Origin of the sequence: Microbacterium testaceum, assembly GCF_001476285.1 — a bacterium.
Classification (GTDB): domain Bacteria; phylum Actinomycetota; class Actinomycetes; order Actinomycetales; family Microbacteriaceae; genus Microbacterium; species Microbacterium testaceum_B.
The window spans coordinates 1-17107 of record NZ_LDRU01000096.1 but is presented as its reverse complement, the minus strand read 5'-3'; the positions used below and the strand labels follow the sequence as shown (position 1 = coordinate 17107).

The 17107-nt window shown below is 69.2% G+C and carries 19 protein-coding genes; 10 read left to right on the top strand and 9 right to left on the bottom strand.

Annotation, left to right across the window (positions count from 1 at the left end; all coding sequences use genetic code 11):
• The 4 genes from NS283_RS15430 to NS283_RS15415 form a co-directional block, all read left to right on the top strand.
• The coding region (locus NS283_RS15430) for a DUF4190 domain-containing protein (protein ID WP_058597743.1) at positions 1-453 on the top strand (453 nt) is incomplete at its 5' end.
• A 42-nt stretch (positions 454-495) separates the two neighbouring features.
• Positions 496-864, top strand: a complete 369-nt coding sequence (locus NS283_RS15425) for a DUF3099 domain-containing protein (protein WP_081317456.1) — start codon at positions 496-498, stop codon at positions 862-864.
• Positions 861-1082: a hypothetical protein gene (locus NS283_RS15420; RefSeq protein WP_058597742.1), complete on the top strand. Its 222-nt coding sequence runs from the start codon at positions 861-863 to the stop codon at positions 1080-1082. The genes NS283_RS15425 and NS283_RS15420 overlap by 4 nt, the downstream gene beginning before the upstream one ends.
• A gap of 11 nt (positions 1083-1093) precedes the next feature.
• Entirely contained in the window at positions 1094-1981 is an 888-nt protein-coding gene (locus tag NS283_RS15415) for an SURF1 family cytochrome oxidase biogenesis protein (RefSeq protein ID WP_058597741.1), read from the top strand.
• A 73-nt stretch (positions 1982-2054) separates the two neighbouring features.
• Here NS283_RS15415 and NS283_RS15410 read toward each other — a convergent pair whose 3' ends face one another.
• Complete coding sequence (locus tag NS283_RS15410) at positions 2055-3653, bottom strand: ABC-F family ATP-binding cassette domain-containing protein (protein WP_058597740.1); 1599 nt, start codon at positions 3651-3653, stop codon at positions 2055-2057.
• Between the two features lie 224 nt (positions 3654-3877).
• On the opposite strand from NS283_RS15410, the gene NS283_RS15405 reads away from it, so the two are divergent.
• Genes NS283_RS15405 through NS283_RS15390 form a run of 4 tightly spaced genes read left to right on the top strand, consistent with a single transcriptional unit; the run spans position 3878 to position 7860 of the window.
• The gene (locus NS283_RS15405) at positions 3878-4912 is read left to right on the top strand and encodes an iron-siderophore ABC transporter substrate-binding protein (protein ID WP_058597739.1); all 1035 of its coding nucleotides are present in this window, start codon (positions 3878-3880) and stop codon (positions 4910-4912) included.
• 25 nt (positions 4913-4937) lie between these two features.
• Entirely contained in the window at positions 4938-5984 is a 1047-nt protein-coding gene (locus tag NS283_RS15400; RefSeq protein ID WP_058597738.1) for a FecCD family ABC transporter permease, read from the top strand.
• Positions 5981-7039, top strand: a complete 1059-nt coding sequence (locus NS283_RS15395) for a FecCD family ABC transporter permease (RefSeq protein ID WP_058597737.1) — start codon at positions 5981-5983, stop codon at positions 7037-7039. The genes NS283_RS15400 and NS283_RS15395 overlap by 4 nt, the downstream gene beginning before the upstream one ends.
• On the top strand, positions 7036-7860 hold the full coding sequence (locus NS283_RS15390) for an ABC transporter ATP-binding protein (protein WP_058597736.1): 825 nt from the start codon (positions 7036-7038) through the stop codon (positions 7858-7860). The genes NS283_RS15395 and NS283_RS15390 overlap by 4 nt, the downstream gene beginning before the upstream one ends.
• 180 nt (positions 7861-8040) lie before the next feature.
• On the opposite strand, the gene NS283_RS18755 is transcribed toward NS283_RS15390, so the two are convergent.
• The 8 genes from NS283_RS18755 to sufB form a co-directional block, all read right to left on the bottom strand.
• Positions 8041-8589, bottom strand: a complete 549-nt coding sequence (locus NS283_RS18755; RefSeq protein WP_153003392.1) for a hypothetical protein — start codon at positions 8587-8589, stop codon at positions 8041-8043.
• Positions 8590-8743: 154 nt separating this feature from the next.
• A complete protein-coding gene (locus tag NS283_RS15380) occupies positions 8744-9682 on the bottom strand; it encodes a siderophore-interacting protein (protein WP_058597734.1) in 939 nt (312 codons plus the stop codon).
• Between the two features lie 76 nt (positions 9683-9758).
• Entirely contained in the window at positions 9759-10922 is a 1164-nt protein-coding gene (locus NS283_RS15375; protein WP_058597733.1) for a MalY/PatB family protein, read from the bottom strand.
• 101 nt (positions 10923-11023) lie between these two features.
• Positions 11024-11353, bottom strand: a complete 330-nt coding sequence (locus NS283_RS15370; RefSeq protein ID WP_013586729.1) for a metal-sulfur cluster assembly factor — start codon at positions 11351-11353, stop codon at positions 11024-11026.
• A gap of 9 nt (positions 11354-11362) precedes the next feature.
• Entirely contained in the window at positions 11363-12133 is a 771-nt protein-coding gene (sufC, locus tag NS283_RS15365) for a Fe-S cluster assembly ATPase SufC (RefSeq protein WP_058597732.1), read from the bottom strand.
• A gap of 49 nt (positions 12134-12182) precedes the next feature.
• Entirely contained in the window at positions 12183-12512 is a 330-nt protein-coding gene (locus tag NS283_RS15360) for a non-heme iron oxygenase ferredoxin subunit (RefSeq protein WP_058597731.1), read from the bottom strand.
• The gene (gene sufD, locus NS283_RS15355; RefSeq protein ID WP_058597730.1) at positions 12509-13699 is read right to left on the bottom strand and encodes a Fe-S cluster assembly protein SufD; all 1191 of its coding nucleotides are present in this window, start codon (positions 13697-13699) and stop codon (positions 12509-12511) included. The genes NS283_RS15360 and sufD overlap by 4 nt, the downstream gene beginning before the upstream one ends.
• Positions 13700-15118, bottom strand: a complete 1419-nt coding sequence (sufB, locus tag NS283_RS15350) for a Fe-S cluster assembly protein SufB (protein WP_058597729.1) — start codon at positions 15116-15118, stop codon at positions 13700-13702. It abuts the gene before it with no gap.
• 249 nt (positions 15119-15367) lie between these two features.
• On the opposite strand from sufB, the gene NS283_RS15345 reads away from it, so the two are divergent.
• Positions 15368-16354: a COX15/CtaA family protein gene (locus NS283_RS15345; protein ID WP_058597728.1), complete on the top strand. Its 987-nt coding sequence runs from the start codon at positions 15368-15370 to the stop codon at positions 16352-16354.
• Between the two features lie 255 nt (positions 16355-16609).
• Positions 16610-17083 carry a hypothetical protein gene (locus NS283_RS15340; protein WP_058597727.1) on the top strand — a complete coding sequence of 158 codons (474 nt, stop codon included), beginning with the start codon at positions 16610-16612 and terminating at the stop codon, positions 17081-17083.
• Positions 17084-17107 lie beyond the last annotated feature (24 nt).

The following is a 17107-nucleotide window of genomic DNA, read 5'->3' as shown; positions in this document are numbered from 1 at the left end:
GCGCCCGCGACCGACGCCGCTCCCGCGTCCGGTTCGACCGGTTACGGCGCCCCGGCGGCCGACGCCGCTCCCGCCTACGGCGCCACCCCCTACGGAGCCCAGGGATACCCGGCGCCCGCGTATGGCACTGCGACATACGGCGCACAGGGCTACGCCGGCTACGGCACCCAGGGGTACGGCTCGTACGCGGCGGCCGCGCGGACGAACGTCCTCGCGATCATCTCGCTCGTGGCATCCATCGCCGGTTTCGTCATGCTGCCGTTCGTCGGTCCGCTCGTCGGCGTCATCACCGGACACATCGGACTCGCTCAGATCAAGCGCAGCGGCGAGAAGGGGCGCGGTCTCGCCCTCACGGGTGTGATCCTCGGCTGGGTGAACATCGCCCTGATCGCGATCTTCATCGTCTTCATCATCATCGTGGCGGTCTCGACCAGCTCGAGCTACCGCTACTGAACGGTCCGCACCGTCCCCGATCGGGCGTACCCTGGGGGGACCGTGAAGACATCGCCCCGCGCCCAATCCGCGACGTCTCTCCCGCAGGCTCCGCGGGAAGACGCCGGCTCCCGTTTCACCAAGTACATGGTGATGATGGGGATCCGCATCGCGTGCTTCGTGCTCATGGCCGTCGTCCACCCCTACGGGTGGTACACCTTCGTCTTCGCCGCCGGAGCGATCTTCCTCCCCTACCTCGCCGTGATCGTGGCGAACGTGGGCGCCGACGTGGGTGCACGCACGGCCGAGGCGCCCGAGCGGTCTCTCGAGGCGTCCGCCCCGGCTGCCCCGACGCCGGCGCCCGCCGGCCCCACCGTGATCCGCATCGCCGAGACGCCGCGACTCGACGCCCCTCGCGACGACCGCTCGTGACCGTCGAGGCCGCGGAGTGCTCGCGAGCCGGATGCCGAGACGCGGCCGTGTGGGCGATCCTCTGGCGCAACCCGCGCATTCACACCGCCGACCGCCGCAAGACGTGGGTGGCGTGCGAAGCGCACGTGTCGTATCTCCGCGAGTTCTTGAGCGCCCGCGACTTCCCCGTTCAGGTGCAGGCTCTGTCGGCGGGGGCCCGAGCAGGTGGAGCCTTGTGAGCGCACGCGAAATGCCCACGGGGGCACGCTGGGCGATGTACGTCGGCATCGCCGTGCTCTTCGCGATCGCGTGCGCGTACCTGTCGAACTGGCAGTTCTCGCGCAACGCCGAGCGCAGCGAGCAGCTGCAGCTCGTCACCGACAACTACGACGCGACACCGGTCGCGCTGGGCGACCTGCTCGCTCCCGGCGCCGACCTGACGCCCTCCGACGAATGGAGGCCGGTGCGGCTCGAGGGCCAGTACCTGGCCGACGAGCAGCTGCTCGTGCGCAACCGCGCACACAACGGCTCCGCCGCCTACGAGCAGCTCGTGCCGTTCCGCCTCACCGACGGCCGTGTCTTCCTCATCGACCGCGGCTGGCTCCCGCCGGGCAACAGCCAGTCGTTGCCCGACGACATCCCCGCTCCCCCCTCGGGCACCGTGACCGTCGAGGCGCGCTTGCGTCCCGGCGAGGCCGCGCCGACCTCGGGACGCACCGCTGAGGCCGGTCAGGTGCCGACGATCAACCTCGGCCTCGTCGCCGAGCAGACGGGGCCCATCGAGCCCGGCGCCTACGGACTGCTCATGTCGGAGGACCCGGCTCCCGCCGACGCCCCGTTGCCCGTCGACCCGCCGAGCGACGACCCCGGGCCGTACCTGTCGTACGCGATTCAGTGGATCCTGTTCGCCCTCATGGGCTTCGGCTTCATCACCTACGTGATCGTCAGCGAGCGCAAGCTCCGCCGCGAAGAAGCCGACGCCGCCGACGACGACGACGAGCTCGCACCGGTCGCGCCGCCCGTGAGCGAGAGCACCGAACCCCGCCGTCGCGTGGACCCGGTCGCCCTGCACCGCGCGCGCAAGCGCCCGAAGGATCGCGACGCCGACGACGAGGACGCGCTTCTCGACGCACGCTGAACGGGAGCGGATGCCGGTGCCCTGGCATCCGTAATCCGGGGACGCCCCGCCGGGCCGTGCCAGGCCGGCCCGGTCAGGCCAGCGTGATCAGATCCGCGTAGTCGCGGCCCCAGATGTCTTCCACCCCGTCAGGGAGGATGAGCACGCGCTCAGGATTCAGCGCCTCGACGGCGCCCTCGTCGTGCGAGACGAGGACGACGGCGCCCTCGTAATGCGCGAGCGCGCCGAGGATCTCTTCGCGCGAGGCGGGGTCGAGGTTGTTCGTCGGTTCGTCGAGCAACAGCATGTTCGCCGACGAGACCACGAGCGTCGCGAGCGACAGGCGCGTCTTCTCACCGCCCGAGAGAACGCCGGCCGGCTTGAGCACGTCATCGCCGACGAACAGGAACGATCCGAGGACCTTCCGGGCCTCGGTCGCCGTGATGTGCGGGGCCGACGACATCATGTTCTCGAGTACCGAGCGGTTGACGTCGAGGTTCTCGTGCTCCTGCGCGTAGTAACCGATCTTGAGGCCGTGGCCCGGCTCGAGCTGGCCCGTGTCGGGCTGGTCGACGCCGGCGAGGATGCGCAACAGCGTCGTCTTTCCCGCACCGTTGAGCCCGAGGATGACCACGCGCGAGCCGCGGTCGATGGCGAGGTCGACGTCGGTGAAGATCTCCAGCGAGCCGTACGACTTCGACAAACCGGATGCCATGAGCGGGGTCTTGCCGCACGGCGCCGGCTTGGGGAAGCGGAGCTTGGCAACCCGTTCGTCCTGACGCACGTCGTCGAGGCCCGAGAGCATCTTTTCGGCGCGCGCGACCATCTGGTGCGCGGCGGCGGCCTTCGACGCCTTCGCACCGAAGCGCGCGGCCTGCAGCTGCAGAGCGGTCGCCTTCTTCTCGACGTTGGCGCGCTCCTTCTTGCGGCGCTCCTCGTCAGCCACCCGCTGGCGCAGGTAGTTCTTCCAGTTCATGTTGTAGACGTCGATGACCTGGCGGTTGGCATCCAGGTAGAAGACGCGGTTCACCGTCTCGCCCACGAGCTCGACGTCGTGCGAGATCACGATGAGGCCGCCCTTGTAGCCCTTCAAGAACTCGCGCAGCCACACGACGCTGTCCGCGTCGAGGTGGTTGGTCGGCTCGTCGAGGATCATCGTCTGCGCGTCCGAGAAGAGGATGCGCGCGAGCTCGATGCGGCGACGCTGACCACCGGAGAGGGTCTTCAGCGGCTGGTCGAGGATGCGGTCCGGCAGCGAGAGGTTGTGGGCGATGGATGCCGCCTCGGCTTCGGCCGCGTACCCGCCCGCGGCCTCGAACTGCTCGGTGAGCCGGGCGTACTTCTTCATCGCCTTCGCCGCGACGGCCGGGTCGTCGTCGCCCATCGCCATCGACGCCTCGTGCATGCCGAGGGCGAGCGAGCCGAGCCCGCGCGCGTCGAGGATGCGCGTGCGCGCGAGCATCTCGGGGTCACCCGAGCGGGGGTCCTGAGGGAGGTAACCGAGCTCGCCCGAGCGGTCGACGCCGCCGTTCGACGGCAGCAGATCGCCCGCAAGCACCTTCGTCAGCGTGGTCTTTCCCGCACCGTTGCGCCCCACGAGGCCGATCTTGTCGCCGTCGGAGACGCGGAACGATACGTCGGACATGAGCACGCGGGCACCCACGCGGATCTCGAGGTCGTGCACGGCAAGCACAGCGAACGTCCGTTCTTCGGGGTCGGGGATCGGCCAGAGAAAGGCCAGCCACCCAGTATACGGCCGGGTCGCCGAACGTCCCCCGACAACGAGCGGGGTCACCCCGAGCCTCGATACCTCGCCGTCGAGACGATCGCCCGCGGTCTCGGCATCCGGGTTTGCGTTCTCCCCCGAGACCTGACCTAAACTAAGCCTATCCTTACCTAACACGCAGGAGGCTCTTCGTGTCCCGATTCCGCGCTCTGGCGGCTCTCGCCGTCGGTTCCGCTCTCGTCCTCTCCGGCTGCGCCGGCACCTCAGCCGCCCCCGGCGCCTCGGAGGGATCCACCGAGGCGGACGGCGCCTTCCCCGTGACACTCAGCAACGTGTTCGGCGAGACGACCATCACCGCCAAGCCCGAGCGGGTCGTCACCGTCGACTGGGGCAACCAGGACGTCGCTCTGGCGCTCGGTGTCGTCCCCGTCGCCATGCCGAAGGTGACCTACGCGGACGAGGACGGCGACGGCCTGCTGCCCTGGACGAAGGACAAGCTCGCCGAGCTCGGCGCGGAGACCCCCGTGCTCATGGACGAGACCAACGGCTACGACTACGAGGCGATCGCCGACGCGCAGCCCGATGTCATCCTGGCCGCGTACTCCGGCATGACGCAGGAGCAGTACGACACGCTCAGCAAGATCGCGCCGGTCGTGACGTTCCAGAACGTCGCGTGGGGCACCACCTGGCAGGACATGACCGTCCTCGACGGCACCGCACTCGGCCTGAAGGACGAGGCCGAGGCACTCGTCGCCGACAAGGAGAAGCACATCACCGACGAAGCGGCGAAGTACCCCGCCATCGCCGGCAAGAAGTCGCTCCTCACGTACTACGACCCGACCAACCTGTCGACGCTCGGCTTCTACAACACGCTGGACCCGCGCATGGGCTACCTCGAGGAGCTCGGGCTCGCGCCGTCCTCGTACGTCGCCTCGCAGTCGGCGGCATCGGACACCTTCTGGTTCACCCCCTCCACCGAGCAGATCGAGAACTTCGCCGACGTCCAGGTGATGGTGGCGTACGGAGCCGACGGCATGATCGCCGCGATGCAGGCCGACCCGCTGCTGTCCAAGATCCCGGCCGTGGCGAACGGCGCGATCGCTGTGATCGAGAGCGGCTCGACCCTCTCGTCGGCCATCACCCCGACGCCGCTCAACATCGGCACGAGCTACGGCGACGAGTACATCGGCCTCGTCGGTGCCGCGGCGGAGAAGGCCGCGTCCTGATGCGGACCCCTCGCGCGTCGGCGCGATGAGCACTCTCGCTCCGGCACCCACCGCCCCCGGCGACGCCCGCCCGCGGCGCTGGGGGCGGCGCCGCGCCGTCGGTGTCGTGGCGCTCGTCATCGTCCTCGTCGTCGCCGCGATCCTGTCGGTCACGTTCGGGGCTCGCGATGTCACGCCGGCCGACGTCTGGGCTGGGCTCACCGGTTCCACCGACACGGCTTCGGCGGCCGCGGTCGCCAAGCGCGTTCCGCGCACGCTGCTGGCGATCCTCGTCGGCGCGGCTCTCGCGGTCTCGGGCGCGGTCCTGCAGGGGGCCACGCGCAATCCCCTCGCCGACCCGCAGATCCTCGGCATCAACGGCGGCGCGGGGCTCGCCATCGTCGTGGGTATCGCGTTCTTCGGGCTCGGTTCGGCGACGTCCTATATCTGGGTCGGCATGATCGGTGCCGCAGCGGCCGCGGTCCTCGTCTACGCGATCGGCTCGCTCGGCCGCGGCGGCGCGACACCTCTGCGTCTTGCGCTCGCCGGCGCCGTGAGCGCCGTGGCCTTCAGCTCTCTCACCAGCGCCGTCCTCCTTCCGCGCATCAACGTCATGAACGATTTCCGCTTCTGGCAGATCGGCGGCGTCGGCGGCGCGACGTTCGAGACCATCCTTCAGGTGCTTCCATTCCTCCTCGCCGGCCTGGTGATCTGCCTCGCGTGCGCCTCGACACTGAACACCCTCGCCCTCGGCGATGAGCTCGCCGCGGGGCTCGGCGCGCGCGTGCGCACGGCGCGGCTCGTCTCCACCGGTGGGGCCGTCATCCTGTGCGGAGCGGCGACCGCGGTCGCCGGGCCCATCGGCTTCGTCGGTCTCGTCGTCCCGCACATGATCCGTCTCGTCGTCGGTGTCGACCACCGCTGGCTGCTCCCCGTGTCAGCTCTCGGCGGAGCCACTCTGCTCACTCTCGGCGACATCGTCGGCCGCGTCGTCGCACGACCCGAAGAGATCGAGGTCGGCATCGTCACCGCCCTGGTCGGCGCCCCGTTCTTCATCGCGCTCGTCCGGCGCCAGAGGATGAGAGCGCTATGACCGCCACCCTCGTCTCCCCGTCTCCCCCCGCGCTGACCTCCGTCATCGCCGGGCGCCAGCGGCGGCGCCGCAGGTGGGCGCTGATCACCGGCATCCTCGTCCTCCTCGTGATCGCCGCCTTCTCGCTCTCCCTGATGCTCGGGCAGACGGTCTACTCCCCCGTCCAGGTGTGGGGGGTGCTCACCGGGCAACGCGTTTCCGGAGCGTCCTTCACGGTGGGCGAGCTGCGCCTTCCCCGCGCGGTGACCGGGCTGTTCACGGGTCTGTGCTTCGGAATGGGCGGCGTCATCTTCCAGTCGATGCTCCGCAACGCCCTCGCGAGCCCCGACGTGATCGGCATCAACACCGGCGCGAGCGCCGCAGCCGTCATCGGCATCGTCGTGCTCGGGCTCGGGGAGACGGCTGTGTCGTTTCTGGCGATGGCTGCCGCGCTCGCCGCCGCCCTCACGATCTACCTGCTCGCCTACCGGAACGGCGGATCGGGCGCGCGGCTGATCCTCGTGGGCATCGGCGTCGCCGCGATGTGCCAGGCCGTGGTCTCCTACGTCATCGCGCGCGCCGCGGAGTACGACCTGCCCGCCGCCATGCGCTGGATCACGGGCAACCTCAACGATGCGACGTGGGATCGGGCGCTGCCCGTGATGGTCGCCGTCCTCATGCTCGGACCGGTGGTGCTCGCCCTCTCCGGCCGGCTCGAGATCCTGCGCATGGGCGACGAGACGGCCGCCGCGGTGGGGCTGCCCGTCGAGCGGAGCCGCGTCCTGCTCATCGTCGCCGCCGTGGGGCTGCTCGCCTTCGGTACCGCCGCCGCCGGCCCCATCGCGTTCGTGTCGTTCCTCGCGGGCCCGATCGCGGTGCGACTCCTCGGGCCGGTCGGCTCCCCCATTCTTCCCGCGGGCCTCATCGGCGCGTTGCTGGTCCTCGTGGCCGACTTCTGCGGCCAGTACGCCTTCGGCACCCGCCTTCCCGTGGGCGTCATCACCGGCGTTCTCGGGGCGCCCTATCTCATCTACCTGCTCGTGCGCAGCAGCCGATCCGGAGGAACTTCGCTATGACCGTCGAGCGCTCCCTGGGGGCCGAGGGCGTCACCCTCGGCTACGGAGACCGGACCATCGTCGACACGCTCGACCTTCGGATCCCGCCCGGCCGGGTGACGACGATCGTCGGGGCGAACGCGTGCGGCAAGTCCACGCTGCTCAAGGCCATGGCACGTCTGCTCACGCCCTCCGCGGGCCAGGTCCTCCTGGACGGCAAGGCGATCCACCGCCAACCCACCAAGCAGGTGGCGCGCGTGCTGGGTCTGCTCCCGCAGTCCCCGATCGCCCCCGACGGCATCGCCGTCTCCGACCTCGTCAGCCGGGGCCGCCACCCTCATCAGGGTGCGCTGTCGCGGTGGACGAGCGCCGACGACGCCGCCGTGGCGCGCGCCCTCGAGGCGACCGACACCGCGCACCTCGCGGATCGTTCCGTGGACGAGCTCAGCGGCGGGCAGCGCCAGCGCGTCTGGATCGCCATGGCCCTCGCGCAGGAGACCGACGTCCTGCTGCTCGACGAGCCGACCACGTTCCTCGACATCAGCCACCAGATCGACGTGCTCGACCTCCTCACCGATCTCAACCGCGAGCGCGGAACCACGGTGACGATGGTGCTGCACGACCTGAACCTCGCCGCACGCTACGCCGACCACCTGGTCGCGATGGCGCAGGGTCGCGTGGTCGCGGCGGGCGATCCGGCCGAGGTGCTCACCGAGACGATCGTCCGCGAGGTTTTCGGCCTCGACAGTCGCGTGGTTCCCGACCCCCTGACCGGTCGCCCGATGGTCATCCCGATCGGCCGGCACCACACGGTGACCGAACCGGAGCAGGCGCTGAGCTGACCTGAGCTGAGGAGCGCGGATGCCGGCATCCCGGCATCCGCATTCTGGCGAACCCTCCTCGGGGGTGTAGCTGCATGGCCGTCAGGCATGGCTTCGTGCGCGGCTCATCCGCTTGCGCGGGCGCAAGACCAGCGCTGCCCTTCGAGATGTACCTCGAGATCGCGAGGAGATCTGCGGGGGTTAGGAGAAGTCGACGACGGACTTCACTCTCATCGTCTGCTCGTGCAGCGACGGGTAGGAATGCATCTGTGACGGGTCGATCAAATATCCTGCCGCGTCCATCACGCCGAGCGATTCGAGCTCACTGTCGTTTCGCCATGCGGCGGCAAACTGCGCAGGTGTATCGATCGCGTATGCGACGGTGAAATCGCCGACGTGACCGATCGCTACTTGTGCCGATTCTCCGTCGATCGAGAGCGGAGCCGATCGCCACGACACGCCGTTCGCGGCCGCATCGATGGCGATTCCGCGGAAGAGCCGAGACCGATCCAGAGAATTGGCAGCCAGGAGTGCGGCTATCCGAACACCCCACTCATCTGCCCACAGACCCGAAGTGACCAGGGCACGTCCCGCGGGAGCTGAAGCTGCCAACGTGACATCCGTGGCAGCCTCAGTGACAAGGCCGTTCCAGCCATACAGCCATCGCGTGGTGTTGTTCTCGGACCGATTGAATCGAGCCTCGAGGAGCGGAAACGCCGGCGGGCGATAGCCTTCCACCTTGGTCGTCATCCTCGCGAGGATACCGTGACTGCGGAATGGGCCGCCCCGGCGTCTTGCGCCCGTGCATGATCTGACACTCTGGGGGATCGTCGCAGCGATCCCACGTTCACGCAGCTGAGCCCGGTTCGCCTTCGAAAGACGGGAGGCCGTTCCGCAACACGGCCTAGGCCGACCGCTCCGTCTGGCCTTCGCGCCAGTACCCCATGAAGGCGACGCGCTTGCGGTCGACGCCGCATCCCTGCACGAGCATGCGGCGCAGCGTCTTGACGGTCGAGGACTCCCCCGCGATCCACGCGTAGAACTCGCCCTCTCCGTCCTCCGGGCTGTCCCAGAGCAGCTCCTTCTCGAGGTCGATATCCTCGAGCTCCTGCGGCCGCGGGGCCGCAGCCCGGGCGAGCACGTCGCCGGACGCTCGCGTCCACCCCTCGACGGCTTCGATCAGGGCCTCGCCGTGCGAGCGGTCGTCGCGGGCGAGCCAGGTCACCCGCGCATCGCCGACCGCCAGTGGAAGAGCGTCGTCGATGGTCGGCACCTCGATGAACGCGTCGACGTCCATGCCGGGCTCGAGTCCCTCGAGCACCGCGCAGATCGCCGGGGCGGCGGTCTCGTCGCCGGCCAGCAGAAGGCGCCGAGCCGTACCCGGGTGGAAGTCGATCCCCTGCGCCGACTCGGGGCTGCGCGCGTCGGGACCGACGACGAGGATCGAGTCCCCCGGCGCCGCGGCCTCGGCCCACGCCCCCGCGGGCCCGGCGTCGTGGTGCAGCACGAAGTCGACGTCGAGCTCGCGCGCCTCGGGATCGATCCGCCGCACGGTGTACGTGCGGAACGGCATCCGCTTCGCGTCGGGCAGATCCCTCCAGCGGACGTACCACTCGCCGTTGTCGATCGCCGACGGATCGTTCTGACCGATGTCGCACAACTGTCCGTCCGGCCCGGGCAGCACGATCTTGATCCGCTGGTCACGTCGGTCGGTGCCGAACACGTCGAAATCCGCGGAGGTGAACGTGATTCGCGCGAAGTGCGGCGACAGCCTGCGGGCCTCCTTCACCACGGCGACGTACGGACGGTAGGCGGGGCGCGTGGCGGTGGCGGTGGCGGTCACCGGATAAGGATACCCTTACCTATTCCCGGATGCCAGGACCCCGGCATCCGTTACCCCACGGTCGAACGACCGGCCGTCACGCGCCGCGCGCGAGCCGGCCAATCCGCTCGATCGCCTCGCGCAGCACCTCGGGCGCACACCCGACGTTGATGCGGACGTGGCCCACACCCTCCGCCCCGAAGAGCGGACCGTGATGCAGGGCGACCTTCGCCTCGCGGCGGATGTGGGGCGCCGGGTTGTCACCCCAGCCGTAGGCCGACACGTCCACCCAGGCGAGGAAGCCCGCCTCGGGCAGGCGGTATCGCGCGAGCGGCAGATGCTCAGCGAGCAGTTCCGCCAGAAGACGGCGGTTCTCATCAAGGGCGACGAGCAATTGATCGAGCCACGCGTCGCTCTCGGCCGCGAAGGCGGCGCGGTTGGCGATCACGCCGAAGAGCCCTGCCCGCCACTCCACCTCCCACGGCAGCCCCCGCACCACCGCCGCGGTCTCGTCCGAGCCGGTCACGATCACGGCACACTTCAGCCCCGCCAGGTTGTACGTCTTGCTCGCGCTCGTGACCGCGTACCCCACAGCAGCCGCCTCGGGCCCGGCATCCAGGAACGGGGTGAAGACGGACGGCGCGTGGGTCAGGGGCGCATGGATCTCGTCGCTGACGACCGTGGCCCCGTAGCGGTACACCAGCCGAGCGAGCTCCGCGAGCGACTCCCGCGTGTGGACGGTCCCGGTGGGGTTGTGCGGATTGCACAGCAGCACCGAACGCGCGCCGTCGGCAAGCGCGCGTTCGATCCCCTCCAGGTCGAGAGACCAACGCTCGCCGTCGTCGAGGAGGGGAACTCGCTCGACGACTGCTCCGGCCTCCTCCACGGTGTCGTAGAACGGCGGGTACACCGGCGGGGTGACGATCACGCGGTCGCCCGGCGAGGTGACCGCGCGCAGCACCTCGACGACCCCCATCATCACGTCCCCGGTCCAGCGGATTCGCGCGGGGTCGGGACGCCATCCCCAGCGGCGGTCGGCGTACGCGGAGAAGTCGAGGTCGATACCGGGTCGCGGCGGCGTGTAGCCGGTGTCGCCGATCTCGACGGCCCGATACAGGGCGGCGGTGATCGCGGGTGCGAGGGCGAAATCGGTCTCGGCGACGAACATCGGAATGACGTCGTCGCCGTAGGAGCGCCACTTGGTGCTGCTGCGCTGGCGGAGGAGGTCGAGCGGCAGGGCTTTCAAGGGGGGAACGCTCATCCCGAAAGCCTAATGAGAGCCTCGGATGCCACGGAATCCGGGTGTCAGACGGAGAAACACGAATGCCCACCCCGCGAGGGGTGGGCATTCGAGGAAAGTGTTCAGATCGCGAAGCCGAGGGCGCGCATCATGTCGCGGCCGTCGTCGGTGATCCGCTCGGGACCCCACGGCGGCATCCACACCCAGTTGATGCGGAAACGGTCCACGACGTTGTCGAGGGCCTGGGCCGTCTGCTCTTCGAGCACGTCGGTCAGCGGGCAGCCGGCCGAGGTAAGGGTCATGTGGATGACGAGCGCGTCGTTCTCGTCGTCCCAGGCGAGATCGTAGATGAGTCCGAGGTCGACGACGTTGATCCCCAGTTCGGGGTCCATGACGTCTTTCAGGGCCTCGGTGACCTCGTCGTACTTCTCGGGAGCGAGGGTTGCGGTCATGTAACGATCTTACGCGTCGATCGGGGTACCGGCCTCGAGGAAGCGGTCGTAGCCCTCTTCCTCGAGTCGGTCGGCGAGCTCGGGACCGCCCTCTTCGACGATCCGGCCCTTCACGACCACGTGCACGTAGTCGGGGCGGATGTAGCGCAGGATGCGGGTGTAGTGCGTGATGAGCAGCACACCGAGGTCGGTCTGCTCCTTGGCACGGTTGACGCCCTCGGAAACGATCTTGAGCGCGTCGACGTCGAGGCCCGAGTCGGTCTCGTCGAGGACGGCGATCTTCGGCTTCAGCAGCTCGAGCTGGAGGATCTCGTGGCGCTTCTTCTCGCCACCCGAGAATCCCTCGTTGACGTTGCGCGAGGCGAACTTCGCGTCCATGCGCAGGTTCTCCATGGCGCCCTTGACGTCCTTGGTCCAGCTGCGGATCGCCGGTGCCTCGCCGTCGATGGCCGTCTTGGCCGTGCGCAGGAAGTTGGTGACCGTGACACCGGGGATCTCGACCGGGTACTGCATCGCGAGGAACAGGCCCGCACGGGCGCGCTCGTCGACGCTCATCTCGAGCACGTCCTCACCGTCGAGGGTGATGGAGCCGCTCGTCACGGTGTACTTGGGGTGACCGGCGATCGTGTACGCCAGGGTCGACTTGCCGGAGCCGTTGGGGCCCATGATGGCGTGGGTCTCGCCGGTGCGCATGGTCAGCGTCACACCGTTGAGGATCGGGGTCGTACCGTTCTCCGTCTCGACCGTCACGTGGAGGTCGCGGATCTCGAGGACAGACATGGTGTTCCTTACTCGTAAAGTCTCTGGTCGTGGTCGGCGTGGGCGGCGCTCAGGCCGTCGCCTTGGTGACGGACGGATCGATGAGCACGTCGTCTCCGTCGATCACGACCTCGTACACGGGGACCGGCTCGTAGGCCGGGAGGTTCAGCGGGCGGCCGGTCTTCAACGAGAAGGCGGAGCCATGGGCCCAGCACTCCAGCGTCTCGCCCTCCACGAAGCCGTCGGAGAGCGAGATGTCCCCGTGCGTGCAGAGATCGCCGATCGCGTGGACATCGCCGTTGCCGTCGAGCACGACCGCGATGGCGACGCCGTCGATCTCGACGCGCCGCGCCTCGTCCTGCACGAGCTCGCTCAGCGCGCAGGCGCGCGTCGCGCTCACGCAGCAGCCCCCTCGGCCAGCTCGCGCTCGATCGCGGCGATGAGCTCGCTCTCGAGCTCCGGGATGCCGATGCGCTGGACGATCTCGCTGAGGAAGCCGAGCACGACGAGACGTCGCGCCTCTTCTTCGGCGATGCCGCGGGCCTGGAGGTAGAAGAGCTGCTCGTCGTCGAAGCGTCCGGTGGCGCTGGCGTGGCCGGCGCCCTGGATGTCGCCGGTCTCGATCTCGAGGTTGGGGATCGAGTCCGCGCGCGCCCCGTCGGTGAGCACGAGGTTGCGGTTGGCCTCGTACGAGTCGGTGCCCGTGGCATCCGGTCCGATGAGCACGTCGCCGATCCACACGCTCCGGGCGCTCTCGCCCTGCAGCGCGCCCTTGTAGAGCACGTCGCCGACGGTGTGCGGGCCCTTGTGGTGCAGGTAGACCTGCGACTCGAGGTGCTGACCGGCGTCCGAGAACGAGAGGCCGTACAGGCGACCCTCGCTGCCCGCGCCGGCGAGCTCGACCGAGGGGTTGACGCGTACCACGCCGCCGCCGAAGCTCACCACGACGTGCGTGAGCTTGGCGTCGCGGTCGACGCGGGCCTGGTGCGAGGAGGCGTGGATCGCGTCGTCGTTCCAGTTCTGCACCGACACGACCGTGAGTTCGGCGCCGTCGCGCACGAGGATCTCGACGTTCTGCGCGTGCTGAGCGGTCCCCTCGTGCCGCAGCACGACGGTGCCCCGCGAGTGCGGCTGCGCCTCGATCACGACGTGGGCGTGCGCGAGGCCGCCCGTGCCGTTCAGGTGGACGACGATGGGCTCGTCGAGCTCGACCTCGGCGGGGATGCGGAGAAGCGGAGCCTCGGCTTCGTGGGTCCACGCCAGGGCGGCGAGCCTGTCCTCGGGACGGAAGTGCTCGCCCCGCGGGGCATCGCCCGACGCGAGGCGCAGCTGCTCGACCGCCGCGGGTGCCTGGACGTCGACCTCGATGACGCCGGACGGGCCGGCCTCGTCGACGAAGAGCGGGGCGAGCCGGTCGACCGGGCTCAGCTTCCAGTTGACCTCGCGGCCGGTGGGAACGCCGAAGTCAGCCGGGTCGAAGGACGTGGGTCGCTCTGAGCGCGTCTGCACCGGGACGACGGATGCCACGAGGGCGGCCGGGTCGACATGACCTTCGGCGGCTGCGGGTGATTCGGTCGCAGTCGTCATTTAGCCTACGGATCCTTCCATGCCCATCTCGATGAGCTTGTTCAGTTCGAGCGCGTACTCCATGGGGAGTTCGCGGGCGATGGGCTCGATGAACCCGCGCACGATCATGGCCATGGCCTCGTCTTCGGGCAGACCGCGGGACTGCAGGTAGAAGAGCTGCTCCTCGCTGACCTTCGAGACGGTCGCCTCGTGGCCGAGCTGCACGTCGTCGACGCGGATGTCGATGGCCGGGTACGTGTCCGAGCGCGAGATCGTGTCGACCAGGAGCGCGTCACAGCGCACGGTGTTCGCGGAGTGGTGCGCATTGGCATCCACCCGCACTTCACCGCGGTAACCGGCGCGACCGCCGCCGCGGGCGATCGACTTCGAGACGATCGACGACTGCGTGTAAGGCGCCATGTGGATCATCTTCGCGCCCGCGTCCTGGTGCTGACCGGGACCGGCGAAGGCGACCGACAGGGTCTCGCCCTTGGCGTGCTCGCCCATGAGGTAGATGGACGGATACTTCATCGTCACCTTGGAGCCGATGTTGCCGTCGACCCACTCCATGGTCGCGCCCTCGTGGGCGACGGCGCGCTTGGTGACGAGGTTGTAGACGTTGTTCGACCAGTTCTGGATCGTCGTGTAGCGCACGCGGGCGTTCTTCTTCACGATGATCTCGACCACGGCCGAGTGCAGGGAGTCCGACTTGTAGATCGGAGCCGTGCAGCCCTCGATGTAGTGGACGTAGCTGTCTTCGTCGGCGATGATCAGCGTCCGCTCGAACTGTCCCATGTTCTCGGTGTTGATGCGGAAGTATGCCTGCAGCGGGATCTCGACATGCACGCCCTTCGGGACGTAGACGAACGAGCCGCCCGACCACACCGCGGTGTTCAGCGCCGCGAACTTGTTGTCGCCCGCGGGGATGACGGTGCCGAAGTACTCCTCGAAGAACTCGGGGTGCTCGCGCAGAGCCGTGTCCGTGTCCATGAAGATGACGCCCTGCTGCTCCAGGTCCTCGCGGATCTGGTGGTAGACGACCTCGGACTCGTACTGGGCGGCGACACCGGCGACGAGACGCTGGCGCTCGGCCTCGGGGATACCGAGCTTCTCGTACGTGTTGCGGATCTCCTCGGGGAGGTCCTCCCACGACTGCGCCTGCTTCTCGGTCGAGCGCACGAAGTACTTGATGTTGTCGAAGTCGATGTCGGAGAGGTCGGCGCCCCACGTCGGCATCGGCTTGCGACCGAAGAGCTGGTACCCCTTCAGACGGGTCTTCAGCATCCACTCGGGCTCGGACTTGAGAGCGGAGATGCCGCGCACCACGTCCTCGTTGATCCCGCGCTGGGCCACCGCGCCGGCGGCGTCGGTGTCGTGCCAGCCGAACTCGTATTGCCCCAGGCTCTCGAGCTCTGGTCGGTCGATGAGGACATCGGACATGGTGATCACTCTCCTTCTCGGGCTGCAACGGTGTCATCCGCCCCGACATTCCGGACTCCGGTCGAAGTCTCAGGAAGGTCGCTGGTGAGCCCGCTCGAAGGCGCTGGCTGCGCGCCTAGACTGTCTCTGGTGCCGAACGCGTGAGCGCTGCACCCGGACCCTTTGATTCTACAGGCAAGACCCGCTCCTGGCACGGCAGCACCGCTGCCTCGACGGCCCCGAGCGGCCCGCTGCCAGGAAGCCCGACGCATGTCCTCCGCCTCGACCTCCCCCGCCCGCTCTCGCCTCGCCGGAGGACTCCGCCGCTTCGTCGCGTGGCTGCCGGCCGACGTCGACCGCCGCGTGCGCGTCTTCGCGTGGCTCTCGTTCGTCGCCGAGGTCCTGATCATCGGGACCGGCGGCGCCGTCCGTCTGACCGGCTCGGGGCTCGGCTGCCCCACCTGGCCGCGTTGCACCGCCGACTCGATCGTCAACACTCCCGAAATGGGGATCCACGGGGTCATCGAGTTCGGAAACCGGACGCTGACAGGGCTCGTCGGCATCCTGGCCCTCGTCGTGGTCGTGCTCGTCTGGCGCATGCGGCGCGAACGCCGCGCGCTGTTCGTCCTCGCGCTGATCGTGCTCGGCGGTGTCGTCGCGCAGGCGCTCGTGGGCGGGGTCACCGTCCTCACGGGCCTGAACCCCTTCATCGTCGGCTTCCACTACATCGCCTCGGTGTCACTGGTCGCCGTGTGCGCCGCCTTCCTGGTGCTGATGTCGGGGCCGGCCGGGAGCCGCGTCCTCGCCGTTCCGCGATGGTTCGCCGGTCTCGTCCACGCGACCACGGGCGTCCTCGCCCTCACGATCGTGTTCGGTGTACTCACCACCGGGGCCGGCCCCCACTCGGGCGACGCCGCGGCCGGTCGCAACGGTTTCGACGCCGAGATCCTCGAGCACGTGCACTCCTGGCCGGGGTATGCCCTCTTCATCCTGACGCTGGTCGTCGTCATCGCGGCGTGGCGTCTGCGACTGCCCGTACGTCGGTGGGCAACAGCCCTCCTGGCGATCGAGCTCGTGCAGATCGCCGTCGGCCTCTACCAGGCGCGCAACGGCCTGCCCGAGATCGCCGTCGGCACCCATATGGTGCTCGCTGCCCTCGCCGCTTCCGCGATGACCGTGGTCGTGCTGCGCCTCAAGGAGCCCGCGGCCGCGGTCGCCGCCGCCGACCGACGCGAGACGGCGTCCGCTCGCGGCTGACGACCGCCGCGCTTCGCAAGACCGCCCCGGATGCCATCGGCCCGGGGCGGTCTTGGCATCCCAGGCGGCTTCCCGTGTGCACGACATGCCCCTTATACGCTCATAGGGGATTCATCGGCGACCCCTAGCCACCGCCATGATGCATGCGACACCGTGGACTGTCCGGTGCACCCCTGCGCCCGGATCCCCGGTGCCTCGCCACCGGAAACCGCATCCGCGCCTCCCCCGGGCGCGGAACGACAAGGAGTACATCTCATGCAGACCCGTCCCCGTCTGGTCACCAACATCCCGTTCTGGGTGCTCGTGATCGCGTCGCTCGCCGCAGTGATCGGCGGACTCGTCCTCGTCCTGGCGCAGGTCAACGCGATCCAGGCCCTGGTCAACGACCCGAACGCCACGGTCGTCACCGTCTACGTCGCCCAGTCGTGGGTGTCGGTGGGCGCCGCCGTGCTCGCCGCGGGCGCGATCGGCCTCGCCTCAGCACTCGCCGTCGCCACCGTCGTCTCGACGCGCACGAACCCCGAGGTCGCCATCGAGACCATCGACTGGACCAGCGACGAAGAAACGGCGCCCGAGCAGGCTCCGGCCTTCGCGACCGCCCCCTCCACGGCCCCGACCACCGCGGCCCCGATCGCCGTCGAGGACGCCGACATCGAGACGCCCTCGACCGCTCCCGCCCCGCCGCAGGCGGCAGCCCAGAAGGACGACACCGACTCCGCCGCGCGCTGAGCCACACGAGAAAGCGCCCGCCCC